The 25,640-nt window shown below is 52.7% G+C and carries 25 protein-coding genes; 11 read left to right on the plus strand and 14 right to left on the minus strand.

Annotation, left to right across the window (positions count from 1 at the left end):
- Positions 1-33: 33 nt before the first annotated feature.
- Positions 34-726 (plus strand): hypothetical protein, encoded by a 693-nt coding sequence (locus IPN95_24625; GenBank protein ID MBK9452553.1) that lies wholly within the window; start codon positions 34-36, stop codon positions 724-726.
- A gap of 1,540 nt (positions 727-2,266) precedes the next feature.
- Positions 2,267-3,067, plus strand: coding sequence for a hypothetical protein (locus IPN95_24630; GenBank protein ID MBK9452554.1), 801 nt, complete (start codon positions 2,267-2,269; stop codon positions 3,065-3,067).
- 349 nt (positions 3,068-3,416) lie between these two features.
- Here IPN95_24630 and IPN95_24635 read toward each other — a convergent pair whose 3' ends face one another.
- The 5 genes from IPN95_24635 to IPN95_24655 form a co-directional block, all read right to left on the minus strand.
- Positions 3,417-3,761 (minus strand): hypothetical protein, encoded by a 345-nt coding sequence (locus tag IPN95_24635; protein MBK9452555.1) that lies wholly within the window; start codon positions 3,759-3,761, stop codon positions 3,417-3,419.
- 11 nt (positions 3,762-3,772) lie between these two features.
- The gene (locus IPN95_24640) at positions 3,773-4,858 is read right to left on the minus strand and encodes a glycosyl hydrolase (GenBank protein MBK9452556.1); all 1,086 of its coding nucleotides are present in this window, start codon (positions 4,856-4,858) and stop codon (positions 3,773-3,775) included.
- A 15-nt stretch (positions 4,859-4,873) separates the two neighbouring features.
- Positions 4,874-5,146 (minus strand): MoaD/ThiS family protein, encoded by a 273-nt coding sequence (locus IPN95_24645; protein MBK9452557.1) that lies wholly within the window; start codon positions 5,144-5,146, stop codon positions 4,874-4,876.
- A gap of 171 nt (positions 5,147-5,317) precedes the next feature.
- Positions 5,318-5,770 carry a hypothetical protein gene (locus tag IPN95_24650; GenBank protein MBK9452558.1) on the minus strand — a complete coding sequence of 151 codons (453 nt, stop codon included), beginning with the start codon at positions 5,768-5,770 and terminating at the stop codon, positions 5,318-5,320.
- A gap of 131 nt (positions 5,771-5,901) precedes the next feature.
- A complete protein-coding gene (locus IPN95_24655) occupies positions 5,902-6,543 on the minus strand; it encodes a hypothetical protein (GenBank protein ID MBK9452559.1) in 642 nt (213 codons plus the stop codon).
- A 227-nt stretch (positions 6,544-6,770) separates the two neighbouring features.
- Between IPN95_24655 and IPN95_24660 the strand changes: the two genes are divergently transcribed.
- A complete protein-coding gene (locus tag IPN95_24660) occupies positions 6,771-7,595 on the plus strand; it encodes a hypothetical protein (GenBank protein ID MBK9452560.1) in 825 nt (274 codons plus the stop codon).
- A gap of 137 nt (positions 7,596-7,732) precedes the next feature.
- On the opposite strand, the gene IPN95_24665 is transcribed toward IPN95_24660, so the two are convergent.
- Entirely contained in the window at positions 7,733-8,668 is a 936-nt protein-coding gene (locus IPN95_24665) for a hypothetical protein (GenBank protein MBK9452561.1), read from the minus strand.
- Positions 8,665-10,131: an AAA family ATPase gene (locus IPN95_24670; protein MBK9452562.1), complete on the minus strand. Its 1,467-nt coding sequence runs from the start codon at positions 10,129-10,131 to the stop codon at positions 8,665-8,667. Before IPN95_24670 ends, IPN95_24665 begins: the two co-directional genes overlap by 4 nt.
- A gap of 46 nt (positions 10,132-10,177) precedes the next feature.
- On the opposite strand from IPN95_24670, the gene IPN95_24675 reads away from it, so the two are divergent.
- Both IPN95_24675 and IPN95_24680 read left to right on the plus strand, forming a co-directional pair.
- Positions 10,178-11,317 (plus strand): hypothetical protein, encoded by a 1,140-nt coding sequence (locus IPN95_24675; protein MBK9452563.1) that lies wholly within the window; start codon positions 10,178-10,180, stop codon positions 11,315-11,317.
- 180 nt (positions 11,318-11,497) lie between these two features.
- A complete protein-coding gene (locus tag IPN95_24680) occupies positions 11,498-11,713 on the plus strand; it encodes a hypothetical protein (protein ID MBK9452564.1) in 216 nt (71 codons plus the stop codon).
- Between the two features lie 309 nt (positions 11,714-12,022).
- Here IPN95_24680 and IPN95_24685 read toward each other — a convergent pair whose 3' ends face one another.
- The 3 genes from IPN95_24685 to IPN95_24695 are packed head-to-tail and all read right to left on the minus strand — an operon-like array spanning position 12,023 to position 15,126.
- Positions 12,023-12,415, minus strand: coding sequence for a hypothetical protein (locus IPN95_24685; GenBank protein MBK9452565.1), 393 nt, complete (start codon positions 12,413-12,415; stop codon positions 12,023-12,025).
- Positions 12,412-13,947 carry an alpha/beta hydrolase gene (locus tag IPN95_24690; GenBank protein MBK9452566.1) on the minus strand — a complete coding sequence of 512 codons (1,536 nt, stop codon included), beginning with the start codon at positions 13,945-13,947 and terminating at the stop codon, positions 12,412-12,414. The genes IPN95_24685 and IPN95_24690 overlap by 4 nt, the downstream gene beginning before the upstream one ends.
- A 39-nt stretch (positions 13,948-13,986) precedes the next feature.
- Positions 13,987-15,126, minus strand: a complete 1,140-nt coding sequence (locus IPN95_24695) for an NAD(P)/FAD-dependent oxidoreductase (protein ID MBK9452567.1) — start codon at positions 15,124-15,126, stop codon at positions 13,987-13,989.
- Between the two features lie 331 nt (positions 15,127-15,457).
- Between IPN95_24695 and IPN95_24700 the strand changes: the two genes are divergently transcribed.
- Complete coding sequence (locus IPN95_24700) at positions 15,458-17,869, plus strand: alpha-amylase (protein MBK9452568.1); 2,412 nt, start codon at positions 15,458-15,460, stop codon at positions 17,867-17,869.
- A 24-nt stretch (positions 17,870-17,893) separates the two neighbouring features.
- Here the strand turns inward: IPN95_24700 and IPN95_24705 are convergent, their stop codons facing one another.
- The 3 genes from IPN95_24705 to IPN95_24715 all read right to left on the minus strand — a co-directional run bounded on the left by IPN95_24705 (position 17,894) and on the right by IPN95_24715 (position 20,354).
- Complete coding sequence (locus IPN95_24705) at positions 17,894-18,469, minus strand: hypothetical protein (GenBank protein MBK9452569.1); 576 nt, start codon at positions 18,467-18,469, stop codon at positions 17,894-17,896.
- Positions 18,459-18,788, minus strand: a complete 330-nt coding sequence (locus IPN95_24710) for a hypothetical protein (GenBank protein MBK9452570.1) — start codon at positions 18,786-18,788, stop codon at positions 18,459-18,461. Before IPN95_24710 ends, IPN95_24705 begins: the two co-directional genes overlap by 11 nt.
- Before the next feature lie 111 nt (positions 18,789-18,899).
- Positions 18,900-20,354, minus strand: coding sequence for a cytochrome P450 (locus tag IPN95_24715; protein MBK9452571.1), 1,455 nt, complete (start codon positions 20,352-20,354; stop codon positions 18,900-18,902).
- 152 nt (positions 20,355-20,506) lie between these two features.
- On the opposite strand from IPN95_24715, the gene IPN95_24720 reads away from it, so the two are divergent.
- Positions 20,507-21,760, plus strand: coding sequence for a helix-turn-helix transcriptional regulator (locus tag IPN95_24720; GenBank protein MBK9452572.1), 1,254 nt, complete (start codon positions 20,507-20,509; stop codon positions 21,758-21,760).
- Positions 21,761-21,780: 20 nt separating this feature from the next.
- On the opposite strand, the gene IPN95_24725 is transcribed toward IPN95_24720, so the two are convergent.
- On the minus strand, positions 21,781-22,941 hold the full coding sequence (locus tag IPN95_24725; protein ID MBK9452573.1) for a hypothetical protein: 1,161 nt from the start codon (positions 22,939-22,941) through the stop codon (positions 21,781-21,783).
- A 244-nt stretch (positions 22,942-23,185) separates the two neighbouring features.
- Here IPN95_24725 and IPN95_24730 point away from each other — a divergent pair, with 244 nt between their 5' ends.
- Genes IPN95_24730 through IPN95_24745 form a run of 4 tightly spaced genes read left to right on the plus strand, consistent with a single transcriptional unit; the run spans position 23,186 to position 25,615 of the window.
- Complete coding sequence (locus IPN95_24730) at positions 23,186-23,851, plus strand: heme exporter protein CcmB (protein MBK9452574.1); 666 nt, start codon at positions 23,186-23,188, stop codon at positions 23,849-23,851.
- Between the two features lie 3 nt (positions 23,852-23,854).
- Entirely contained in the window at positions 23,855-24,577 is a 723-nt protein-coding gene (gene ccsA, locus IPN95_24735) for a cytochrome c biogenesis protein CcsA (protein MBK9452575.1), read from the plus strand.
- 18 nt (positions 24,578-24,595) lie between these two features.
- Positions 24,596-25,153: a CcmD family protein gene (locus tag IPN95_24740; protein ID MBK9452576.1), complete on the plus strand. Its 558-nt coding sequence runs from the start codon at positions 24,596-24,598 to the stop codon at positions 25,151-25,153.
- A gap of 48 nt (positions 25,154-25,201) precedes the next feature.
- Positions 25,202-25,615: a cytochrome c maturation protein CcmE gene (locus IPN95_24745; GenBank protein MBK9452577.1), complete on the plus strand. Its 414-nt coding sequence runs from the start codon at positions 25,202-25,204 to the stop codon at positions 25,613-25,615.
- Positions 25,616-25,640: the final 25 nt, after the last annotated feature.

Consider the following 25,640-nt stretch of genomic DNA (forward strand, 5'->3'; position numbering starts at 1 on the left):
ATCAATACCCGCCCGCCTGAACGCCCTGAAATCTTGAAATTGGTCACACAGCTTCCCAATCCTGGAACCGGTGCGGCTGGCGGTGTGCGGGTGGAAATCAACCAGTATCCCGAAACCGCAGGCATTACAAAGTTTCGGGTTTATCGGGCAACCGATTTTTCCAAGGCTCAGCATGTCCGTACCATGCAGGAAGCCATTGAGTCTGCCATCGGGAATTCGGCATTGGATACCTTCTCTGATCTGGCCTTCCCGCCGTATTCAGAGACCCTGTATTACCGCGTGGTGGCGTTGCGTGAGGTGAAGAATGAGCAAGGTGCCCCTGAGTGGATTCCCTCGCAGCCATCCAACCTGGTTCTTTCAAGCATGATCGATACGGTGAATCCCCCGGCGCCATCCATCACGCACTCCGTGGCAAACACCTTGAGCAGCCCAGCAAGGTTCCAATACGTTACGCTGACCTGGAATATGACGGCATGGAATGCGAAGTATTACCTGTACAAGATGAACACCAAGGGGAATTGGAACAAAATCTTCGAGATCAAGTCCAATGATCCGATGGATCTGATCTATCCTCCACAAGGAAATTTCGGCCTTCCGTTCTACCAGGAGACGGCCTTCCTTCTGAAGGAGGACGATGATGGGAACCCGATCTATCATCGGTTCAAGGTGGTGGCTGAAAATGCTTCTGGATTGCTTACCCTGAGGGATGAGGAGTTGACAATCTGAAAGGTAGTTAAATGTGGTCCAAAACCTTAGATTGATATCTCAAAGCAACAATGCTCATAAAGAGCTATGTTACCCCATTTATCCTGATTGTCCTTGGAGCGATCAAGTGTGAGGCGCGAAGGGAATAATGGGTTTTTGATTATTTGGAGTCAAACAGGCGGCCACCTCGGGGCGCGAGGTTTGTGGTGGGCTTCGTTAACCGGAGACTGCCACCGTCCAGCTTCCGCTTCGCGGAACGCGGTACCGATAGACGGCCCGTTCCCAGCGAACCTTGGATGCATTTTTTGGAATGCCCGTTTATCCGTCAGGATGCCCATTCGTCCGGAGTTGGTACCGTTCGTCCGCATACGGTATGGGTACCGGGCAAGGGCGTGAATTCAGTGTGCGTTCGAGCGCGCGTGAGGAGGGGTTTGGCTGCGCCAAATTAGCTCCCCTCTCCGCGATTTTTCCGCTAGGAAAAGTCGTGGAGAGCGGGCTGGGGGTGAGGCGATAGAAAGAGCAGGTAACGGCGCATCCGTGGTTTCAGAAGGAACATGGGTTCAAAACCAAGCGTTTGGATCGTGGAGATTTGAATGCTTGCCCGTTCATCCGGCAGGATGCCCGTTCGTCCAGAATTGGTACCGTTCGTCCAAAAGGGGTGCGCGCAAGGGCATACGGTGTGAAAGGACGAAAATGAGCCGGTTTCAGTGTGAGTTCGAGTGTGCGTGAGGAGGAGTTGGGCAGAGCCCAACGTGCCCGTTGGATAAATAGATGTGCCACTTCGTCCTTCCAGAGTGCCCGTTCGTCCATTCTTGCTGCGCGGGGTTTTGAGATGTTGTATTATTGAAACATGTTGCCCGGAGTCTGCCAGGCGGGTCCGGAAACATCATGCTGTAATACTCTTGCTAACAACTGGCTGCCACCCGAAATACTGAGGGTGGTGCGTTCTTCCGCTTCGGGTGTTATGTATCTGGAGTGACGGGTCAAACCTAGTTTGCCCATGAGCAAAATGACCTATCAAAAGGCAATGTTTTGACCACAATCATTGCGCCGTTTTACGGTGCAAAGGAGAATATTTATTATGGTCAAAATGGGTTGATATACAGTGGCATAGGCCGATCAGGAGAGGTGTGTTATTGCGGGAAAATTGAGGTGAAAAAAAATTAAAAAATATTTTCGTTTTGATGTACCATAATTGAATTCTTGGCGTATAGATTTGCAAAGAATGAATTTGAAGAAATAAACTGTTGCTGTTCTGAACTCTGGCCACTAAGGCACGAAGAACTTTTTGCCACTAAGGCACCAAGACACCAAGGTGATTTTAGCCACTAAGGCACGAAGAAAAATTGACGATATTGTGGTTTAATTAGGAAAGGAGTAAGACATGTAAATCATTGCTGGCTTCAGAACTTGCACTCCCTCTTGTAACAGCCGTTAGCCGCTCCATGTCGGCGTGATGTGGGGCATAAAAAACCAAGTTTTTTGCCAGTCGCCTTGTGTGATTCGAGCGGAATTGCTCTGTGCGTATTGGTGTTTTACTTTACCCATAAACAATTTTCATATGGGAAAGCAATTTGGAGTTGTCCATTTGAGCGGACAGTACGGTAACGTCCGCATGGTCATCGACCAAGGCAAGGGCCGCGCCCATTTGTCGGATGTTGTGACCAAGGATCGAATCATGACGGAGGAGGCATTTGCCCCGACGCGTGAAAACATGTCGGAATTCACTGGCGCAGCTTTGGCCGCGAGTGCATTGCGCAAGTGCCTTGGAAACCAAGCTACGGGATTTGGTGAGCGCTATTTGACTTCGCGAATGCAAGGCTTGATGCGCAGGATTGTGTCTCAAAGCAGTGGCATCGGCGGGGAACGTTCGGTCGAAATTGCAGCCAATGCAGCTATGGCCTACGATTTCGACCTGAACCGGGAAGAGCCATTTGCGGGAAGGTTCAAGGCAGACTATGATCTGCTGCCGAATGTGGACCGCAATATGGTGCAGTTGGATGTGCCTGTGTTTGACACGCGTCTTGACTTGGCGAAACCGCAAGGCGCAACGCATTTTCGCGTCTACCTTGTTGCCGGCCTTCTTGCAGACTACCAGTTTGTGGGCGGCACGATTCCTTATCAACCTGTCAATGCCGCGCTGAATGGATTGAAGGCATCGGACCAAACGGCGGTATTGCCTCTGCGCGGCCTGCTTGTGCCGACGAGCATTCAGCTGACTGCGACGATCGCGAACTCGCCGGTCGTGCCTGTGGACGTGAGCCTGGTCGTCGGGCTCGGCATTGAGTTCTACCGACAAATCGGCGGTACCAATACGCTGATGGGTTCGGGCAATGCCATGCGAATTGAGCGTTTGTTTTAAGCGCTGAAGAATTGGTTTTTTGCCGCTTGGCTGGCGGCTGGGTCCCGTTACCGCAAGGTGGCGGGACTTTTTCTTGAGCAGAATTTACGGAATTTGGCAGAATCAGGGTTGGTGTTGAATTGGAAGCAGGGTCTGAATCAGAATTTACGGGATTTGCAGAATTTTCGGAATTGTGTCCATTTGTATCACTGTTCATCACTTCACCACGGCAGATCTTTGATCGGCTGCCCTACTGGATTTGATGTGTTTGATCAACTTTCATTCGATCTTCATGGCAGATCTTTGATCGGCTGAAATGTTCCATTGGATGGGTTTGATCACCTTTCATTTGGATGGGTTTGATCACCTTTCATTCGAACATCACGGCAGATCTTTGATCGGCTGACTTCTTCCATTTCTTGATATTCCCCCCCCTGCGTTCCAAGGGCATTTCCCTGAATTTTGCCCAGCTCCCGCCAAACCACAGCCCGGCAATTTTGGAATCCAACAAACCCAGCAACTGCCTGAATTCCTGCTGTTCGGCGGGACTTTGGGCTTCCATCAGGTCCAGAATCTGTTGCGGCACGTTAAAATCTGCCGGCGTTGCTGCCCAATAAGCTTTGTCGCCTCCTTCGGGGGCTTGCAATGCCGGGATCAGGGTTTCACAGGCGGCCTCAAGGGCGGCGCGCTGTGCGGGGGTTACTTCAAAAGCCATTCGTCCAGAGATTATTCTGCGAATCTAAGGGAATACACATCGGAAAGGTAGTTGCTGAGGACGCTCCAGTTTTCGCCGCGATCTTCCGAGTAAAATACGTTGCCGGTGGTGCTGCCAAAGGCCAAGGTATCGGCGGTGATGTCCATGGCGTGGCGGTAGACCAAGTCGTAAGAATGCGCTTGGGGAAGGCCTTTGCGTTGTTGGGACCAAGTTTTGCCGCCATCGGTGGTATGGCAGACGCAAAGGGCCCGGTCAATCGTCACACGCATCACATCGCTGATCGCAGGTACAACCCAGGCCTCGTCGAGGTTCTTTTCGTCGGCAATGATTCCAAATCCGAAGTTTGCCGGGCCGTCTTTTTGAGAGATGTTTTCCCAAGTTGCAGCACCGTCGGTGGTGCGGTAGATCCCACAATGGTTTTGCTGCCACATGACTTCAAACTGCCCGGGATGGGCGGCGACCAAATGCGGATCCTGCCCTACTTCAATGGTCGGATCGGGCAAAAAATCGGCACTCAGGCCTTTGTTGCGCGGTTGCCAAGTTTGGCCGCCGTCAAGGGTTTCAAAAGTTCCCGCACAAGAAATGCTGATATGGACATGGTTTTCATCCGCCGGATTCACGAGGATCGAATGAATCGCTGCATAGGTGCGGCCGCCTCCAAACCAGCCCTTTTTCCGGGTCGGATGGTTCCAAAGCCCTTCATTGAGTTCCCATGTCAAGCCATCGTCATCGGAATGAAAAAGGCCGCCGGGTTCGGTTCCTGCATACAATCTGCCAGGTTGGGAATCCAATCCCGGGGTGAGCACCCAGATGTATTTGAGTGCTGCGGGTTTGTCGTCGTCGATTTCGGCACCCTCCGGGTATTGTGGAGCCGGTACCTCGACCCAACTCTTGCCACGGTCTGCAGTGAAATGGAGTTTGCAGCCCCAATGCCCATGGTCGAGGCAGGCCCACCATTTGCCCGTGCGCGGATCGGCCATCGCGTAACTGACGGGGACGCCAAGGTGGTGCTCGCTTTCAAATTCCCAGGAATTTCCAACGCGGCGGTACACAATGAGACCACGTCGCGTACCAATCAGGAGGGTGTTTTTTTTCATATCGATCGAGAGAGGTTAACCACCGGAAAGGGCTTGCAGGATGTAAACTTCGTCTTGCGGACTGATGGCATCTGCCAAATGCGTTCGGTCCCAAATCAATTCGCCACGGACGTAGACATTGACGTGCTCACGCAAGGCACCTTGGTCGTCAACGAGGTAGGATTTGATTCCAGGATGCAGCTCCTCAATGGCTTCCATCAACTCGGCCACCGAATCAGCCTCAACATTTGCCGGTGCAAGATCCGGGAAGAAGCGTTTGAGATTGGGTGTGAATCTGACCTGCGGCATTGGGGGTACTTGGACGGGTTCAAAATCAAAATAAGCAGCATTGGCAAGCCGCAGTGCTCGGGATGGAAAATAGGGAATTTTTGGAAACGCGGTGAGGTTGATGGAAAATTTGGTTGTTGCCAATTGGGATTCAACAAGTAAGAAAACCGGAATAATTCAGTTGCTGGGTGCTCAGGAAATGGAAATCAGGAACATAAAACAGAAGGAAACGAACACGGCGTGCGTCCAGAATAGCAATTCGCGGCCATCGCTTTCAATTCGGAGCAATCTGGGGAGGTGGATGAAGACGGTGGCAAGCATCGGGTAGGCTAGAAAAATCATCATCGGGATCACCCAATCGTCGAAGCAAAATCCTAAAAGGTCGGCGTCGGAACGGTAAATGCCGGTTTTCAATTCGAAGTCAAAAAAGATGAGATCGTGTTGATAGCCACGATAATAGTATAGAATTGAGCCTTTAATGGCCGTCGCAACTGTCAAAAGGAAAACGAGAGCGTTGGAGCCGTGAAGGAATACGGCACTGGTGGCTGGAGTAAGTGGACTTTCGGGATGCATCTTGCCCGAAGGTCGGGGGAATTTGCTCCGTGGAGGGTGGCAAACGGAGGGGATGTTGCCGAGAATGACCATTGGTGCTTAGGTGGATTGCTTCATCCCCTCGTCATATCGGTGGTTCTCAGGTTCGCAAGCCGGAGGCTTGCTGCAGGATCAGCGTGCGGCCGGAGGCCGCCGCTTCATCATTGGCCGCCGCTTCAAAAGCCTTATTGCGCAATCGTAGTAGCGCTTTTGGTCAGGATGGCGTGGAAGGGGACGGGTTTTGCACCTTGGGTCCATTCGCCCCAGAGTTCTGCGCCTTTGTCTACCGCCTTCACGGTTCTGAGGGTCATGGCCAATTTGCCTTTGTCGCTTTGGGAGGCCCAGTAGCTTTGGTCTTCGTTCAAATAGGCGCCGTAGACGATCATGCCGGCGTTGCTGGGACGGGTGCCGAAGTTCACGACGAAGGCTTTCCATCCGTCGGGGCCATCGTACAAGGTGCTGCCACTTTGGACGAATTCGACTTCATCGGGCATCGTGGCCAAAATTCCATTCGCGAAGAGGACAATGCTCTCACGGCTCAGGATTTGATCCAACCAATCGGGCAGCGTTCCTGAGGCGGAGGAGAGGTTTGTTGTGCTCAACTTCAGGCCTTTCTCGACGGTTTGGGTGACCTTCTTTCCGAAAATGCTGTCTGGCAAGTTGTTGACGGGGAAATTCTGCGGTTCGACTTTGACCACCTGCGGGGTATCGATCGAATCCTTGGTTTTGTCGCCGTCTTGGGTGCCACCACCGCAGCCTGATGTCCAAACGAGCATTCCGGCCAAGGCAAAAGTGGTGAGCAACACGCGTACTTGAGTCAGTTTCATTTCTTCGAATTTATTTCTGCCCGAATTTAGTCCATTCGCCCGTTTTTAAGAAAAATCCGGAAAAATTTTCGAGGCCCGTTAAACCTTCGTCTATCCTTCCCGTCTATCCTCCAAAATCCACAAAGAAGGACAATTTGAAAAGACGTTACCCAAGAACACATACGGTGGCCACCCAAGGTTCTGATGTTTGACTTCAAGATATTCACCTAGAAAAAACTAGAACTGGTATGAAAAAGCACATTTTGAAATTCGCAGCCCTCGCCACATTGATGCTTCTTTTCGTGACGTCCTGCCAAAAGGACTCCGTCGAAAGCGATGATACCCAAATCTCGGCAAGCCAAACATCGTCGGATGCAGGTGGCATGATCGAACAAATCGAAGACGAAGCCGCTTACCGGATGTCTCCTTCGACGGCCGTCACAGGGTGCCCAACGGTGACTTGGTCCGCAGACCGCAGCACCTTCCCCAACACTTGCACGATTGACTACGGCACAGGCTGCATCGACCGCCATGGTCGCGAAGTCTCCGGTCAGATCACCGTCGATGTCAGTGCACCCTATTTTGAAGCCGGTTCGGTCCGCGTCACGCATACCGAGAACCTGACGGTGGACGGCAACAGCATTGCCTTTACCCGCACGGTCACGAATCAAGGCTTGAACAGCAGCAATCAGATGTACTGGACGGTGGTGGTCAATGGCACCCGCGTCAAGGCAAGCGACAGCACCGAAGCCACTTGGTCTGCCAACCGGGTCCGTACGATGACGGCCGGATTGGAAACCGAAGACAATCTGGAAGACGATGTCCATGAAATCACGGGCACTGCGACGGGCGTTTGCCACCGCGGCAATACCTTTACAAGCACGATTACAACGCCTTTGGTCAAGCGTGGCGACTGTCAGTGGATCGTGAGCGGCGTTGAAGTCACCACCGCCGAAGGTCGCCGTGGCGAACGCACCCTCGACTTTGGCGACGGCAGCTGCGACGACAAAGGCACGATCACCCTCCGCAACGGGGATACCCGCGAAATCACTTTGCACAGGCCCAGAAGGTAAGTTCGAAGTCTGCGGAAAGTTGGAGGGGTTGGATAAACGATGGATGATTCAGAGAGCGTAGCGTTATTGAAAAACGGCCCTGCCATTGGCGGGGCTGTTTTGTTTGGGGGTGGACCGTACCGCAGGTGGTATCGCTGTCAGGGATACTCAGCGCGACGAATTGTCGCTTGAATTTCTTTCAATACGGTTTGGGCAAGTTTGTCTGGAAGGGCATTGGATGCTGCAAGTGCCCGAATTTGATCCTGCAATGCGGACCGGCCTGCGCCAGCAAAAGGTGCGTCCTTGCGCGTGCGCTCGAGCAGCAATTCCTTGCATTTGCGCAATAGGGCTTCGTTGCCACTGGCGATCGCACTGCGCAAATCCAATGCATCTCTTGTCACTTTGTCATAGATGTCTTTCCGGGATTTGATCCACGAGGAATTGTTCAAATCAAAGACCACTATAGAAACTTCGGCACGCAACCACCGCATTCCGTTGGAATTCCATTGCGTCACAAAATCGGCGGCAGGGTTGGGCCTTTCGGCAAAGGCCGGTGTAATTTCTCCAATGGGGTTGATGGCGAGGCTCTCTACATCTTCGATGACGGACGGGTCAAGGAGGATGGCGAATTCGGCAAGGTAGTCTTCGGAGGGGTCTTGAATTCTTTGCGCGCCCTTCAATACCGGGAAAATCGAACCTTTGGAGCCCTGCATGTTGACCGAGGCAGAAGACAATCGGTAATTGCTGGCTTTGAATCTCAACCAAGGGTAACCTTCGCCGGCCTCCTCCAAAAATGGCTCGATTGCTGCAAGAATCCCCTTTTTTCGGAGGTCATTGCGGTGCGTGGTGGTCAGTGAACTGAGTTTCATCTTGGGCCTGAAGTGCTCGACCTCCCGATCGCCTTTGCCCCCGATGGGCTGCTCGGAATACCAACATTTGCCTCCACCCAGACCATTGGTGCCCACGTACTGATGCGCTTCTAGCCAATCAAACAATGAAGTCCAATCACCGTCACTGTGTTGTACTTTGGCAAGGAATCGCGCCAAATCGACGTGGTTTGCCAAATCCGGATGCGGAAATCGAATGTAAATCATGGCAGGATGCTGGAGGAGGAATTGTTCATTTCTGCCAGAAGCCGGTCCACCATTTCCTTCATTTCATCGTCGGAGGGTGAGGATTCTGCAACGAGGCTGCGAAAAGTCTGACGTTCAGCAACCATGTCCAAAAACCGCTGGTAAAGCGGGTCTGTGAGACTGTCATCGTAAGACAAAGCGCCGAGTTTCTGCGTGAGAAAGGCAAACCGCTGTTCTTCCTCCGGATTCAATTCGGAGGATGCCGCCTTCCTGCTCAATGTTGCATGTTCCTTGACCGCCGCGATTGCGACTTCGCCAAAGGTGGATTGTGTCCCAAACACGTCGCGCAAAATGCCTTCGGCTCCGACCCAAAAGAGGTCTTCCTTGGGATGCCTGATGGATCGTTTTCCTTGTTCGTCTGCCTCCAGAATATACACCTGTTCGGCGTCGAGGTCCTTCAGCAGCATTGGCGAATGGGTACTCACGATAAACTGTACCTTGGGGAAGGCCTCCGACAACCGTTTCAAGGTTGCGGCTTGCAACTCGGGATGCAAGTGAATGCCAAATTCGTCGATCAAGACCACGCCTGGAACTTCCAAATTGGCAGTGGGGCCCAGATGTTTGTTGAGCAAAACGGCACGCATGCTTAACTCGGCGGCCATCAGGCAGAGGTATTGGTAGCCGTCGCTGAGTTGGTCGAAGAGGCGGATGGTTCCATCTTCAAACCGAAATGCCAAAACCCTTGCGTTGCCCTTTTTGGTGGAACTCGCTGTGATCCACTCAAAAGAATGCAAACTCGGAAGCAAGAGGCCCAAGACGTTTCGGAAAACTCCCAAAGCGGCTTGGGGAATTTGACCAAACATCGACTTGGCTATTTCGGAGGTTTGGCTTTCCTGCGCACGGCTTGCCATCCTTTCAAACCAATTGAGCAGGAAGGGTTCGATGGATTTTCCGCTCAAACAGCCATCATAGCCGAGCAATGCCTGAAAATCCTCCCCAAAACTGCTGGTATCCGTCAAGGCAACATGGACGTATTCCGTTCCGAAATAGGCGATCATCGGCAGGCGTCCCACGTTGTGCTCGGTGACCGACTTGTACATTTCCGCGGCGAGCCGATCCAAGCTTTCAAGATTTTCATTGCCGGCAGAATTCCCGGAAGTCGAATGCCAGCGTTTCCAAACCAAAGCAATTTCCTGATTCTCAATGGATCGCGTGGTGGCCTCCATTGCAAGTTCACAGATTTGGGCAATGTCAGCGATCGGATTTATCCCGACAATCCGGTGATCTTCCCTTTCAATGGACAAATCAAGACCATTGATTGCCGCCACAAACGACGACAAGCCGATGCGGATTGCCTGAAAGATCGCCGACTTCCCAGCCATGTTCTCTGCCACCAGGACATGCATGTTGAATTCGGGATTGAAAACGATCTCGAATTCATCGAAACAACGGAAATTCTTCAGTCCAAGTCGATCTATGCGCATGCAGGAAACTTTTCTCAAATATAAGGCTTTGAGCTATTTTGCAGCCATGGTAAAATTCCGCCCGAGTACCGATCATTTCATTACGAGCATCAAGTCCTTGCAGGCGTTTTTGGCGCAGGGAACGAGTTTGGCGTATTGCACCTTGCAGGATTTGGACTTTCGGGAGAATGCCATCGATTGGATGCAGATTCGGATTGACCATACCACCTTTTTGGGTTGCGAATTGAAGTCGTCTGACGAATTGATTCTTCGCGAAAAAGGAGCCTTCATCTATCCGCGGCATCCTGATTTGCCTTACAATCCCTACCGTCGGGAGCTTTATACCTGGCAGGAGTTGATGGAGGGGTATTCACCCGAATTTGACAACAGCCTCGACCTTGCGATCTACCGTCATTTTGCAGCCTGCCGCTACAATCCGAGCATCAACGAGGCGCTGAGCCAACGGATTCATGACCATGCGATTGACGAAGCCTTGCGCAGTCTGATGCGGTTTGATGCGGAGGGCATGACGGAGAAAAAATGCATCGGGATGATGGGCGGCCATGGCACGAAACGCACCGACGAATGTTATTTAAAAGTCGCGAAAACAGCCAAACTGCTCACGGAAGCGGGCTTTTTCATTGTCTCAGGCGGCGGACCGGGCATCATGGAAGCTGCCAATCTCGGGGCTTGGATGGCTGGTCGGCCGATGGAAGACCTCGGAAAGGCGTTGGCGATCCTCGGGCGCGCACCGCATTACAGGGACCAAGGCTATTTTGAAGCCGCAAAGGAGGTTTTGGCGCATTATCCGGATGGAATGGCAAGCCTGGCGATTCCGACCTGGTTTTACGGCCACGAACCGAGCAATTTGTTTGCGACGGCGATTGCCAAGTACTTCAGCAACAGCATTCGGGAGGATACTTTGTTGGCGGTGAGTTTGCACGGGGTTGTCTTTGCGCCTGGGAGCGCGGGTACCACGCAGGAGATTTTTATGGAGGCGACCCAAAATCATTATTGCACCTTCAATTATTACAGTCCGATGGTGTTTTTGGGCAGCCAACGGTATGAGATTGAGACGATGATTTATCCGTTGGTAAGGCAATTGTCATTCGGGCAAGCCTACCATGACTTGCTGCATTTGGCCGATACGCCGGAGGAGGTTTTGGCGTTTTTGAAGGTAAATGGACCACGGAAGAAGGTAGTTTGAGCTGCAACCTTCGCTGAGCCCTGAACATGGTTTTCGGAAAAAGTACGGTGTTGTGGGCTTGAATTTCAGGGGCGTTTTGCTTATTTTTGAACTAGAGGCAAGGATTTTCGTGCTTGGTATTCATTTTTAGCATGCAATTGTATGTCCACCAAAGAATTGAAATCAAAAATACAAGTGCTGATGGCATTCAATGAAAACGAGGATCTACTCTTCCGTTTTTACCAAAGTCTTTTGGAAGATGCCAAGCGAAATGAAGGCGGAGATTGGTGGGAAAACCTGACAGATGAACAGAAATCAAGGGTCGAAGCAAGTCGTGCATCTATCGCCACGGGAAAAACATATTCCAATGCCGAGGCCTTCGAAGAATCAAAGAAATGGCTTATTCAGCATTCCTAAAACAATGCCATTAAACTAGGCTTGGTACGAGGTTTGAAATTCCCTTGGTATTTGGCCCGGAGGGCCTAAACAATAGTAGCCGTGGACGAAGTCCATGGTTGAAAATACGGTTCGATTCACAAGGCCGAAGGCCTTGAACTTGTCCTCCTCGTTCAATCGTTCGCTTAAATTCAAGACCTTCGGCCTTGAAACATCGTTGGGCACACCAACCACGGACTTCGTCCGCGGCTATCGTTGTTTAAGTCCTCCGGACTATTCAGTGGTAGCCTCCAACCTTAACCTTGAAACTGAACCCCAAACCTGCCCCCCTCAATCCTGATCCCCAATCTCCACATCGTCCAAATGCAAGACGTGCATCATACGGTGCACCAGCGGCGCCAAGAGTACCGCTGCTGTGGTGAGGAAGGCAATGCCGCTGTAAAGGGCATAAAATGAGGAGAATATCTTCGCGCCATCGGAGGCCATCGGATCGACAGGACCCATGCCGGTCAAGATCATGCTGGCATTGTAAAATCCGCAGACCAGGGTGAGTCCGCCAAAGTAGCTGTAACCGAATGTGCCGATGAGCAAGGAGATTGAGACAATCGTTGTCGAATACAGAAAATACCGCAGCTGCCGCGACAAAAACTGCCGCTTCGACAGCAGGGGCTGCTTACGATGCTCCCAGCGGGTCTCGAAAAATGTGCGTTTCAATGGCTTCATTCTGCGAATATCATGACCTTTTTCCGCATTCGCAGGCCTTTCATTTCCAGCTTGAGGAGGTACAAACCACCGCTCAAGCCATTCACAGAAATTTCCGTCTGCAATTCACCTGCACATTTCCCGGCGATCTCGTCCAACACGCGTCCCTGCAAGTCGCAAAGCGTCAGCACATACGCCCCCGCAGGCAATCCCAAAGCATTCACCCGCAAATCCTCCCCCCGCTGAAAGGTAGACATCCCACACCCTTGCCCACACCCAAACCCGTCAGCGGTGCCCGCCGGTCCGACGACGACCTGCAGCAAACTCGTATCCCCTGCTGCATCCAAGTGACTGAACGCTCGCGCCGTAATCGTGCGCAATCCCAAGGTTTGCCATTGAATGTCAATGCTGTTGCTGTTGGGATTCGAAGAAACGACCGTCCCGCCATTCACCGTCCAGCACCAATGATAGCCGGGTTGCGCAGGGACAGTATAGGTCTCAATCGCATTCGGATAGGAATAGCCGATGCCCGTGATGGGACCCGTTTCCGGCTTGAGAAAATGCCAGAGAAATTCCTCGATGTCCACCAAAATCGGATCCCAATATTGTGTCGGTCCGCCAACGAAGTTGTTGGCAACGACCGTTCCCCAAACGTTGTGGCCTTCGCCGGGGAAGGGAATAAATTCGTTGTAGATGCCCAAATGGTCGAGGCGCGGGGCGATCAACGACGAACCGTAAACCTGTGGCAAGGTGAAAAGGGCGGTGAAGGGGAAGCCATATCCATACGGCACGACAGGATCAAGGTCGCCATGGAAGGAAATCATGGGTACATTTTCATTCGAAGCGATCCAGGAAGTGTCCCCGATGGCTCCCCAAGCATTGATGAGGGCCTTTACTTTGCTCGAATGGGCGTAGGAATTTCCGCTGCAATCCTTGCAACCCAAATCCGGTGCCGGGAAGGGCAATCCGGAGGCGAAACTGCTGGCTGGGCGCTCGGCTTCCGACATGTACTGACAATGCATCGCCGAAATGCTGCCTGCACTGACACCACCGGCAAAGACCCAATTGGTGTCGATGCGCAGGCTGTCTGACTTTTCCTTGAGGTAACGAATGGCCGCGCTCCAATCCTGTACGGCCCGGTAAACCGCTCTTTCTCCCGAATTGGCATCGGAGATGTTCATGCCGAGGCGGTAGTTGATGCTCGCGGTCACAAATCCCTTTCGGGCGAAGGAATCGCACAAGGCGCGCGCATCTTCATCCTCCTTGGCTCCGATCAAAAATCCGCCGCCGAAGGCAAACATCATCAAGGGCCGGCGTGCAAGCGTATCCCCGACCGGCTGATAAATGTCCATTTTCAGGTCTTGGGCGATCGTCACATTTTCGTTGATGTACACGGCCGGCATCGCGGGGGCATTGCCATAAACCACATCCGCCGACTTCTGAACCTGAAAAATGGCGGTTCGGTAGCGAAGGGTATCACATTGCTGTGCCTTCGAAGGGTCGGGAAGGATCAGCCAGAGGAACAACAAAAAGGCAAACGAACTTTTGCGCATAATTCGATGGATTGAATCGAAAATTAGCAAACTCTGGAATCAAAACACCTTTTTAACCAGCCAAGCGATGATTCCATTTTTTCCTGCCCTACCGATCAGCCAATTGAGCAACCAAGGCCGGTCGGCAATCAGTTTTTGGGCCCAATACTTTTGCCGGAGTTCTTTGGCCAGCTTCGAATGCAGTTCCTTGGAATATTCGCTGAGTGCTGCGGCGCTGAAATTTTGGGATTGAAAGGCCTTGATGGCATGTTTTGCGGCCATTTGGGCGCTCCACATGGCATTGCCGATGCCTTCGCCGGTGGCAGGATCGATCAAGGAAGCGGCATCGCCACAAAGCAAAAATCCATCGCCGCTGTTGGTCATCCACCGCGAACCGAGCGGAAGGCCAAACCCCAGCACTTTTCCTTGCATTTTGGCGCCTTCGAATCGTTTTGCAAGTGCGGGCGTTTTGCTGATGATCTCCGTCAAGGCCGGACGAAGGGCGATTTTGCGTTCGGCGATATGCTTGCTGAGCATTCCGAAGCCGACGTTGCATTCGTGTGCGTTGACCGGGAAAATCCAGAAATAACCCGGCAAGCCGTCCTTGACCAGATGGATTTCCATCGTGTCGGGCTGCAAGTCGGCCACGCCTTGAAAATAGGCCCGCACCGCCGCGCAGTGGTGGTTCGGATCCAATTCGAATGCGCCGAGTTGCTTGGACGTGACGCCATTGGCGCCGTCACAGCCGATGATGAGCTTGGCAGACAATACTTGGGCGGTGGTTTGAATGCGCCAGATCTGACCTTCCCGGGTGATGTTTTCGACGGCTTGGCCGGGGAAAAACTGCAATTCGGGATTGGCTGTGGCCGCATTCACCAGAAAGGCATCAAAATCGATTCGCCGCGCACAATAACCGGGAATGGCAAAATGGTAGGTGAATTGTTGGCCATTCGGCGCCACGACGCTGCAGGCGCGGATCGTGGTTTTGGGTGGAAATTCAGCGAATTGCTGCGCAACCTCGGGTGCAATTTCGCGCAGCACGCGTACCGCACGCGCCGGAATGGCATCGCCGCAGACCTTGTCGCGCGGGAAGCTCGACTTGTCGATCAAGGCCACGCGCAAGCCCGCGTCGCGCAACGCAAGCGCACAGGTAGCACCCGCAGGTCCCGCGCCGATGATCGCGATGTCGAAGTGTTGCACGGTGCAAGTTAATGGAGAATGGACGATTGATCATGGACGATTGATGATTGGCCGCCCTTTGTCATTCCGAAGCGTCCCTTGTCATTCCGAAGCGAAGCGAGGAATCTGCAAGCAAAGTAACACCGACCGCTTAGTTGCTCTGTTCGGCAGTGGCTTGTTACCCGGCCCGTAGATTCCTCGGTCGCTGCGCTCCCTCGGAATGACGATTGGGCTGCGCTCCCTCGGAATGACGATTGGGCTGCGCTCCCTCGGAATGACAATTGGACTGCGCTCCCTCTGGATGATCCATCCCCCATTTTGCCATCCGCCCAACCCTTTGTAATTTTTGGGCATGAAGCACCGCCTCCTCCTTTTTGCGATTTTGAGCGTCTGTCTGCTCTTTTCCTGCAATTCGCCCGATGATCATTCGGCGCCGACGACTATCGAACGGCCGGCTCCGGCAAGCATTGGGCTGTTTTCGCCGATTCAATTGCAGGCAGACTCGACGGTGATTTACCTGGAGGACTATTTCCCGAATGGGGAATGGCCGGATTCAATCGCAATGGATGCCAATCTGACCTTTGTGACCGATTCGGCGCGCAATGTCGTCAAGGTTGAAAAAGCTGGCGAAGGCTTGCCTTGGTTGTCGACCTTGGACCTTTTTTACGGCAAGCATGTTTACAATATCCTCGTTCGGCGGGCGCGGGAGGCGGATGTCACGATCACATTCGATCCCAGGGGGAAAACCTACCAAACCGTCCAAGTCGCTGGCGAAATCAATGGCTGGAACCCCGCGAATGGGCCGATGACCTTCGACGGAAAAAATTGGTCGGTCACCTTGCGCCTCAATCCCGGCCGCTACCAATACCAAATCGTCGTGGACGACAAATGGATGCTCGACCCGGGCAATCCGGTCAAAGTCCCCAATGGCATCGGCGGCGTCAATTCGGAGTTGGTCGTCGGGGAAAAGCTGGGCCGGACCGTCGAAAAAGTCACCCTGCGCTGCGGATTGGGACAAGCCGGAGGCATTTCGATTTTGCCCATTGTGACAGATTCCATCGTACATCCGTTGCCGATTGAGGACGTTTTTGCATTCTGGGAGAATGAACGTATTTCAATTTTTGAACCAAAAGACCATTCGAAGGACAACAACCTCCTGAAAATCCCCGAAGCTGCCAAGTCCATGAAACGCAGCTACATCAGGGTTTTTGCCGCGAATCGTCAATTCTGGACCAACGACGTGCTGATTCCGCTGGAGAATGGAAAACCTGTCCTCGACGCTGCCGCCTTGACGGAGTCCGATCAGCAGAAGAATGTGATCTATTTTATGATGGTCGACCGCTTCCTCAACGGCGACACCACCAACGACGCCCCGCTCAACGATCCGCGCGTGGATGCCAAGGCAGATTTCCACGGGGGCGACATCGCAGGATTGAAACAAAAAATCGAGGATGGTTATTTTGATTCGCTGGGCGTGACGATGCTCTGGATTTCGCCGATTGTGCAGAATCCCGAAGGTGCCTACCAAGAATATCCGGAGCCACGGCGCTGGTTTTCAGGCTACCACGGCTATTGGCCGGTGTCGAGCACGCATGTCGATCACCGCTTCGGGACGGATCAGGAATTGATCGACATGGTCAAGGCGGCGCATGCGCACGGCATCAAAGTCATCCTCGACTATGTCGCCAACCATTTGCACGAGGAGCATCCGATGATCAAAGCCCATCCGGAATGGAAAACCGAATTGTACCTGAAAGACAGCGTCTTGAACGTGCGCCTTTGGGACACCCACCGCATCGGCACTTGGTTTGATACCTTCATGCCGAGCTTGGACTATTCCAAGCCTGAGGTCGTCGAATTCCAGACGGATTCTGCCTTGTATTGGGTGCAACATTTTGGCTTAGATGGCTTCCGGCAGGATGCCACCAAACATATCCCGACGCATTTTTGGAGACGGTTGACCCAGAAAATGAAGCAACAATACATGCTGCCCAACGGCAAGCAGCTGTATCAAATCGGGGAAACCTTCGGCAGCCGCGAACTGATCGGCGAATATGTCGGTTCGGGTTTGTTGGACGGCCAATTTGACTTCAATTATTACTGGACGCTCAAGGGTGTCTTTTCCGGCGGCGAAAAGAACCTGCAGCGCCTGCCCGAGAGCATGGCCGCGAGCGAAACCGCCTACGGCAGCCATTCGCTGATGGGCAATATCACGGGCAACCACGACATGCCGCGCTTCATTTCCTACGCGGGCGAAGCGATCACGAACGGCGAAGACCCCAAGGAAGCGGGATGGAACCGCGACGTGCAAATCAAAAACAAGCAAGGCTACCAACGCCTGCAATTGTTGCAAGCTTGGCTGCTGATGGGTCCGGGTGTGCCGGTCATTTACTACGGCGACGAAATCGGCATGGTCGGCGCAGGCGATCCCGACAACCGCCGGGACATGAAATTCAGCGGACTGAGTCCAGAGGAGGCCGAAACGAAGGCCATCGTGAGCAAATTGGCGAATATCCGTAAAAGCAGCATGGCGGTGCTGTACGGCACCACGCAGGTTTATGTGCAAGGAAATGTCGTGGCGATGCGCCGTCAATACCTCGGCAAGCCGATTTGGCTTGTGGCGAATCTTGCTCCAAGGCCTGCAACGTTCCAATTTCCGGAGTTGACGGGGCTGTCGGAAGCCAAGATGTACTTCGGGAAAGGGATCTTGGGCGAAGGCGAGGTGCTGAAGCTGCCGGGGCTGGGCTTTGAGGTGGTGGAGTGAGGGGGAAAAATCAAATTCATTGGCTTACCCTCCCAACCCAAAAAACTTCGCGATCTTCTCGAGCAACGACGGCCCCTTCCCTTCTTTTCGCTTTGCACGGATCTCGTGCAAAAATGCGGGGGTGATGACGCTGACGCCTTGTGCCTTGGCCGCATCCACGCAGCCCGAAAGCACGGTTTTCAGAAATACACGCGGCACCCCAGCCAATTCGGCGCAGGCTGCAGGTTCCCATGTCACTGCGGGATCAATGCGGTTGGCTTGCCATAACACGGCATCGGTGGTGACGCCGTGCCCCTTGGGGACGTCGACGGGATAGGGCTTGCGGCCCTTGGTGAACCAGAAATGTAGGCTGTCCCGGTATCCGTAGTCGACGGGCAGCCTGGGAAATTCGCCGCCTTCTTGCAAGGCTTCCTTCCATTCTGCCTGCATGATGATTTTGTCGATGCGCAGGAGATAATGGTGTTCCAATCCGTTGACTTCATGCGGATGGCTGCTGTCCCAAGTGCATTCGAAGACCTGCACGGCTTCCATCACGATTTGTGGCAACGGCTGATCCGACACGCGGTGCGAAGGGCCCAAGGTAAAAATGCTATGTTCCATTTTCTCCGCGGTGGACTCTCCCGGAAAACCCAACAAGACAATTCTCCATGAAGTCCCGGTCGTCGGGGATGAAATTCAGCGTCGCCAAACCAGTCCGGCGAATGTTGTTGGCAGTATTGCTGTTTCCACGCGCAATCAGCATCATGGAGTGCTTTCCAGAAATGATATGCGGGAAACAGAGCGAATAGGGCCCCAAATTCGTCTGCCCATCTTCAGCCAAAGTGCCAACAAGCACGACCGGCATCGGAAAAAAGCTGGAAGTCTGGTAGAAGTTGTCCAACAGTGGGACGTCTTCGAAGGTATCGACGGGAGTAGTCATCGGGCAAATTCAGTTTCGCTTTCCCTTGAACATTCGCTCGGGAAAAAAAAGCACTGCGAGAATCACGATGCGCGCGCGCGTATGCGGAGGCTCACGCCTTGCCATCTGTACTCACGCCTCGACCTGCGCCAATGCGCGGGCAGCCATCGCCTTGGCCATGTGGGGACAGCCCGCTGCGACGGCGGCTTGCATGACCTCCTCGGGCACAGCCTCGGTCACCGGCTTGCGCCGATAGGAAACCCAGGTTTCTGTCGGACGGTTTGCACCCAGGTCGCGGCGCAACTGCGGATCAGGCGTTTCCAAGGTCAGGTCAAACGCCTGCAACAACAGCGCCGAAATGGTCAAAATCTCATTCAAGGCGAAGTTCATCCCCGGGCATTTGTGCACCCCGCCGCCAAAGCCGATGATGGCATTTTTGTGGTCCTTGTGGGTGCATTGCTCGGAAGAAAATCGCTCAGGATTGTATTTTTCGGGTTCAGGGAAGACATCGGGAAGGAAATGGGAGACTTCGGCAGTAATGAAGACCGGGGCTCCTTTGGGAATACAGAATCCGCCGACTTCCATGTCTTCGTCGGCGACCCTGATCATGATGTCAGCGGTCGGACGCATGCGCGAGGTCTCGTCAATCGCCCATTTGAGCTGTTTGAGGGAGGCCATGGTGCGGGAATTGATGTGTGCACCATGCGGGAAATGCGTTTGGAGTTCGGATTGAACCTTGGCGAGGTAATCGGGGTTTTGCAGCAGGTGGATGAGGGTCCAAGAGGCTTGGCCGGCCGTGGTTTCATGCCCTGCAAACAGCAGCGAAATGATCAGACCCAGCAATTCTTCGTCAGAGGCGGCGGTGCCGTCGGCCTTCGGAGTATTGATGAAGTCCTGCAAAAAATCCTGATGGCGGTCGGGATGGGCACGGCGCTCGTCGAGAATGGGTTGAAGCGTTGCGGCCATGCGTTTGCGGGCGCGGTCTCTGCGAATGAACTTGGGCAGCGGCCAATTGGAAGGAATGATCGGGTCCAAGGCTTTGCCGACCACGTTGTAGTTGGCCCAGAAGTCCTTCCCGGCCTTTTCCATGAAGTCGTCGCCGACGATGGCGCGACCGGCAACTTCCTGCACGAGGTTGTTCATCGTGTCGACGAGTTCAAATCGGCCTTCATCGGGCAGGGTTGCGACCCATCGGCGAACGGTTTCGTCCATGATCTCGAGGTAGCGCACCATCTTTTCGCGTTGGAAGGGCTCATATAAGACAGGGCGCTGATTCAAGTAGGTCTCGTGGCTCGCCACGAAGGCGACGTTGCCCAAGATTGGCTTCAGGAATTGATAAGGCTTGGACATGTCTAACGCCTTGTCTGTTTCCTTGAAAAACAAGGTCGCGAATTCCGGGCCGACCAAGATCACAGCTGCCTTGTTGGCAAGCTTGATGGAAAAAATGTTGCCGAGTTCGGCATATCCGCGTTTGAGCAGGGTGCCGCGATCTTTGGCAAATTCCAAGGCATGGCCAAGTATCGGGAAACGCTTGGAGAGCATCGGAGGAGGAAGCAAGGCTGGGGATGAAGACTGTACTTTGATCATGACCCAAAACTGAGCGGATTGCTTCCGGAAATCGACCTCCCCAACGATGCTGTACAACTAAATCAGGGGTTGGACGTCCAACTCGTTTGGAGGGTGATCAGGGGAAAAAACCCTCCGAAAATCAAAAAATTCGCGACTTATACGTCCATTCCATGCGGATTGTACTTGGACAGTGGCTTGGTCGGTTGCACCACGCGCTCAAAATAGGTAAGATTGCCCCCTTCAAACGCGTTGCAATTAAAGTCAGTTCGGTCAGGGTGGATGCCATTCTCCATATCAGCATAGCGCAATTTGTCTTTGCAGGTTTGCTTGCCGTCACAAAATCCAAGCGGCAAATGAGCGACTACGTCTTGGCGTGTTGGTTTGGGTTGATGACCATTTTCATGGTGCTCTCCCTGCTGAAAACCAAAATGCCGGATTCGATATGGGCGCAGTTGCAGTTGTTTCCCTTCTTTTTTGCCCTAGGACCCTTTTTGTTTCTTTATGTACGCGCACTGACGCAGCCCAAACCCAAACTGGAGTTCCTGGACGGCCTGCACTTGCTTCCGTTTATCGTGTTTAGCGTTTCGGCGATCACCAACGAGGCCAATGTGGACGAAGACATGCTGATCGGCAAGGCATTTCATTGGAACCGCATTACGTACGCCTTGGCCTGCTTGGTTTCGGTGGCTGTTTATATCCCACTGACGGTGGGGCTGTTACGTAGGCACCGCGACAACTTGATGGAGTACTTTTCCTACGAATCAGATCGCATCAGCTTGGGTTGGCTGCGCATGGTCACGATCGGGTTCACCGTGATGCTGTTGCTGACCTTCTTTTCGGCAGTTGTCAATGTTTTTACGGGCGAAATCACCATTCACCCCGGCGTATTCCTTTTCCTTGGATTTGCCCTTTTCGCCTTTGCCTTTACGTTTTTTGGCATTCAGCAGCCGGCCATTTTCTCCCGCAAGCCCGACGAACGTTTTGTAGATGAGATGGCGGAAGTCAACGGAGCGCAACCGACGACAACGGCCGAGGTGGACCAAACCGAACGCTACGCCCATAGTAGCCTCACCAAGGAAAATGCCGAACGGTACCTGGAGCAACTCACGGCCTACCTAGGAAACGGGCAACCCTACTTGCATCGCGACTTGACCTTGCAGGATGTGGCGCAAGACCTCGGCATTCCCCCGCACCACTTGACGCAGACCATCAACGAGTTGCTGCAAAAGAATTTCTACACCCTCATCAACGAATACCGCATCGAAGAAGTCAAGCTCCGTTTGTTGGATCCGAAGTTTGCCCATTACAACATCCTCGCCATCGCGCACGATGCCGGATTCAACAGTAAATCTGCCTTCAACATGATCTTCAAGAAGCATGTCGGGGTCACGCCGAGTCAGTACCGCAAAGAAGTCGGGGAGTAATTCGGGGCTGTCTAGGGTGTTCAATCCTCCGGCTTGAATTCCCATACGATTTGGCCTGTCTTTTCACTGACCGCCACGATGAATGTCTGGGGATCCAACAAGATGGTCTGATCGCCACGGGTGGTCACCTGCATTCCACCATAGGGATTGTCAGCGAAATTGAGCTTCAAATTCCACGATTTTTGCCCATTTGCTTTCATTGACCGGAGTTCAAACACCTTGGGGTCATCGGTTGGCAACTGCAACATGGCCCGCGAGCTGTCTTGCGAGACCAATTTGGCATCGACCAGATAGTCCTCGGGTGTGAGGCATTTGAAGTGAAAGGTTGCGGGATTGGAGGTCGATTGGTAATAAGCAAGCCGCTCCTCGGTAACCTGATACCGATTGGAAGCGAGGTCATTGAGCACATGCACCCCATCGAGCGGGCGATCACCTTCCACAAATCCTACGGAGATTCCTGCTTCGGGTGCTGCCGAATCGGTTTTCAAATGCCATAACTTGGTCCGCGCCGAACCTGATGCTTTGGAAACAAGGAAAAACGAGCCGGAAATCGGATCTTCATTCCCCCAGGGACAATTTCCCTCCTCCAATTTCTCCGTTGCAGCATCAAAACAGGCATATTCATTGAATTTGTTCCGCAGGGATAGTTTCGAACCTCTAAACCCGGAGATCGGCACATAACCTTCCAAGGGTTTCAAGCTGACCGAATCAAATTTGCCGTCTGCAGACAATGTAAAACGCTTCAAAAAGCTCGAAGCTTGGGTATTGTCGAGTGCCTGCACCACCCAAACATCGCCATCGAGCCCCAAATACAGGCTCGGATTGCTCGGCAAAAAGTCCAAATCATTGTCCATATAAGTTTTGGACAGCTCCTTCCCCGATTGCGGATCATGGCTGCGCAACTCATAGCCCTCCAGGCTCGTCCCATCGTCTTCGGAGGAATATTCCTCTACCCAAAGACTTACCACAACCAATTTCCCTTCGGTTTCGACCAAATCCATCGCCACAAAGCGTTGGTCATGGAAAAGGCGTGGAAATGCAACAATAAACCCAATCATTGCCCCAATAGCCAAAACCATCGAGCCGATGATCAACCAAGTTCGGATGACCCTTTTCTTGAATGCTGCATTCGCCTCCTCTACCTCGCGTGATACCGTCGCTTGTGTCGTGCCCTTTGCCATCTCTGAAATTTTTGATTCTAGGTCGAAGATAGTCATCGAAGCGGTTTTGTAACCGCTTTTTGAATCACAAGGCAAAAAGTGGGCAAATCCGAAGACCTTGGGTCAGTGCCAAGGTGAATTCCGATTCGAATGCGGGCCAAATGCCCAATTGGACGGATTCTGCAGGGTGCAACAAAATTCTTTTTTCATTCGCAGGCTCCCGACCTACATTTGCACCCGGTCGGCAATCGCTGACCAATGTCGAATGAGTTTTGCGAGGGAAACGATCGCCCTGATTAAAAAGGAAATGCTGCTCGAATGGAAGCAGAAATATGCCCTCAACGGCATGTTGCTCTACTCGTTGAGCATGGTTTTTGTGGTTTCGATCGGCCTGCAACGCAACCTTCCGGCTCAAGCCTGGAACGTCGTTTTCTGGATCATTTTGCTGTTTGTCTCGGTGAATGCCGTCGCAAAAAGCTTCATGGGTGAGCGTACCGGGCAATTGCTGTACCTCTACAACCTTGCCGGAGCGCGGGCCATCATTGTCGCCAAAATCATTTACAATTGCCTGCTGCTGACGGGAATTGCCTTGGTGACCTTGGTTTTCTTCCTGCTGCTGAGTGGAACCGGCAAGATCGCCGATCCGCTGCAATATGGATTGATCGTTGTCATCGGCAGTTTGGCATTTGCAGCGAATCTGACCTTGGTGTCGGCCATTGCCTCCAAGGCACAAAATCAGGCAACTTTGCTGGCTGTGCTCAGCTTCCCGATCCTCGTTCCAGAGATGCTTGTCGGCATCACCGCCTCGGGCAAGGCCATTCAAGGCTTGCCCATTGGCGCATCCATGAGCGAAATCATCTTTTCGGTGACGTTTGTTGTGATAATCGCCGCCATCTCTGTTATTTTGTTTCCGTTTCTTTGGAGGGATTAGAAGATGGATTGGAACTCAAAATCGATTGCAAGGATACTACTGGGAATCACCACAGTAGCTTGCATGTTTTACGCCATCTACGGTGGATTGAGTGCAAAAGTCCCCTATCAAAATCCGATGAATGAGCAGACGGCGCGGAATTTTTTCTTCCACGTGCCACTCTGGTTTGCTGGAATGCTCATGGGGTATACCTCGGTGGTCTACAGCATTCTCTTCCTCAGAAAACAGAATCTAAAATGGGACATCCTGGCGCATGAATCCGCCAAGCTAATGCTCCTTTTCGGCCTTCTGGGCCTGTTGACGGGTATTCTGTGGTCGCGTGTGACTTGGGGCGGCGACAAAAGCGATTGGGATCCGCAAGCTTGGTGGCCTTGGGACCCCAAGCAAACGAGCGCCATGATCTGCGTATTGATCTATGCTGGTTATATGGTCTTGCGCACGTCGTTTGACGAGCCGGGCCAAAGGGCAAAAATTGCGGGCGTTTACAACATTTTTGCGGCGGCCTCCATTTACCCGCTGTTTTATGCCATTCCGAAGGCCATGGGCGGTCAACATCCCAATACCGGTTCCGACCAAACCGCACTCAAAGGGCTCAGTTCGGCACAATTCGGGATCTTTTGGATAGCCGTACTTGGGCTGATCTGCCTGTCGATCTGGATTTTGGACATGCGCGTACGGTACCGCAAAGCCCAACTCGCATTGGAAAACCTGGAAGATGAACAATAGCCCAACACAGAAAACAGCATGATTCGCACCCAAATATCCCGTTTCAAGCGCATTCTACTGGGAATGCTGCTTTTGCTTGGCGTTTCGGCAGGCAACCTTGCCGCCACCAACTTTGCCTTGGTGGTCACCGACAGCTTTGGCAAGCCGATGGAGGGCAAACCGATCGAATTGATGATCGAGCTCACGACAGGAACCATTGACGGTCAGGCACAATATGCCGAAATGCAGAGCATTTCGACGGACGCGGCCGGCTTGGCAACCTTCGACATCGGAGCCGGAAAGCCGACGGATGCGAAGTACGTCTTTGACAACTTTGACATCGGCCAAGGAAACAACTTTCTCCGCGTCTCGCTCAAGGAGGCAAGTGGATGGCGCTTGTTGCTCAAGAGTCAGGTTCCCAACGTGCCCAAAATCAGGAAATGGCTGTTTGCGGACGAGAAAAGCAATACAGTGATCTCAGTCATGATCGTCGTCTGGCTGGGAATAGTCGTATATTTGCTGTTGTCTGGGCGCAAGCTCCGAAAACTGGAAAAACAATTGGCCGAGCTGAAACAGCGGCGCGGTCATGTGAGTTAAAAGATAAAGGATGAGCGACCTATTGGGCCGTTCGCAACCAAAAGGCTTATGAAAAGCGTGAATATTGGACTGCTCATCGGAATCGCCATTGTGGCGATGATCGGCATCGTAGTATTTTCTACTTGGGGCTCAAGTGCGAGCGTGACACAGTACGCATCCTTTGCCGAAGCCAAAAAATCGGGCTTGGATGTGCACGTGGTGGGTAAATGGGTGATGCAGGACCGTGCAAAGTATGACAATGCCGACGACCTGTTTACCTTTTACATGCAAGACACAACTGGCGAAACCGCCTTGGTCAACTATTACGATCCGATGCCGGCCAACTTCAAGTCAGCTGAAAAGATTGCAATTCAAGGCAAATACGACGGAAACGTCTTTGTCGCAGACAAGATTTTAATGAAATGCCCTTCCAAATATGGGGACGATATGCCGACTGAGCTTGAAACAGCGGCCATTCGATAAGTCGTTCTCAATGCTCAAATTCACT

Source organism: Bacteroidota bacterium, assembly GCA_016718825.1.
Lineage (GTDB): Bacteria > Bacteroidota > Bacteroidia > J057 > JADKCL01 > JADKCL01.

Coding starts and splice junctions, on each gene's coding strand:
- IPN95_24645 (MBK9452557.1), bottom strand. CDS start 5,146: ATGCCGCAGGTCAGATTCACACCCAATCTCAAACGCTTCTTCCCGGAT.
- IPN95_24665 (MBK9452561.1), bottom strand. CDS start 8,668: ATGATTTACATTCGATTTCCGCATCCGGATTTGGCAAACCACGTCGAT.
- IPN95_24730 (MBK9452574.1), top strand. CDS start 23,186: ATGAGTTTTGCGAGGGAAACGATCGCCCTGATTAAAAAGGAAATGCTG.
- IPN95_24655 (MBK9452559.1), bottom strand. CDS start 6,543: ATGAAACTGACTCAAGTACGCGTGTTGCTCACCACTTTTGCCTTGGCC.
- IPN95_24650 (MBK9452558.1), bottom strand. CDS start 5,770: ATGGTCATTCTCGGCAACATCCCCTCCGTTTGCCACCCTCCACGGAGC.
- IPN95_24630 (MBK9452554.1), top strand. CDS start 2,267: ATGGGAAAGCAATTTGGAGTTGTCCATTTGAGCGGACAGTACGGTAAC.
- IPN95_24710 (MBK9452570.1), bottom strand. CDS start 18,788: ATGACTACTCCCGTCGATACCTTCGAAGACGTCCCACTGTTGGACAAC.
- IPN95_24740 (MBK9452576.1), top strand. CDS start 24,596: ATGATTCGCACCCAAATATCCCGTTTCAAGCGCATTCTACTGGGAATG.
- IPN95_24670 (MBK9452562.1), bottom strand. CDS start 10,131: ATGCGCATAGATCGACTTGGACTGAAGAATTTCCGTTGTTTCGATGAA.
- IPN95_24745 (MBK9452577.1), top strand. CDS start 25,202: ATGAAAAGCGTGAATATTGGACTGCTCATCGGAATCGCCATTGTGGCG.
- IPN95_24720 (MBK9452572.1), top strand. CDS start 20,507: ATGCGGATTGTACTTGGACAGTGGCTTGGTCGGTTGCACCACGCGCTC.
- IPN95_24690 (MBK9452566.1), bottom strand. CDS start 13,947: ATGCGCAAAAGTTCGTTTGCCTTTTTGTTGTTCCTCTGGCTGATCCTT.
- IPN95_24685 (MBK9452565.1), bottom strand. CDS start 12,415: ATGAAGCCATTGAAACGCACATTTTTCGAGACCCGCTGGGAGCATCGT.
- IPN95_24700 (MBK9452568.1), top strand. CDS start 15,458: ATGAAGCACCGCCTCCTCCTTTTTGCGATTTTGAGCGTCTGTCTGCTC.
- IPN95_24660 (MBK9452560.1), top strand. CDS start 6,771: ATGAAAAAGCACATTTTGAAATTCGCAGCCCTCGCCACATTGATGCTT.
- IPN95_24640 (MBK9452556.1), bottom strand. CDS start 4,858: ATGAAAAAAAACACCCTCCTGATTGGTACGCGACGTGGTCTCATTGTG.
- IPN95_24705 (MBK9452569.1), bottom strand. CDS start 18,469: ATGGAACATAGCATTTTTACCTTGGGCCCTTCGCACCGCGTGTCGGAT.
- ccsA (MBK9452575.1), top strand. CDS start 23,855: ATGGATTGGAACTCAAAATCGATTGCAAGGATACTACTGGGAATCACC.
- IPN95_24680 (MBK9452564.1), top strand. CDS start 11,498: ATGGCATTCAATGAAAACGAGGATCTACTCTTCCGTTTTTACCAAAGT.
- IPN95_24715 (MBK9452571.1), bottom strand. CDS start 20,354: ATGATCAAAGTACAGTCTTCATCCCCAGCCTTGCTTCCTCCTCCGATG.
- IPN95_24725 (MBK9452573.1), bottom strand. CDS start 22,941: ATGGCAAAGGGCACGACACAAGCGACGGTATCACGCGAGGTAGAGGAG.
- IPN95_24675 (MBK9452563.1), top strand. CDS start 10,178: ATGGTAAAATTCCGCCCGAGTACCGATCATTTCATTACGAGCATCAAG.
- IPN95_24635 (MBK9452555.1), bottom strand. CDS start 3,761: ATGGCTTTTGAAGTAACCCCCGCACAGCGCGCCGCCCTTGAGGCCGCC.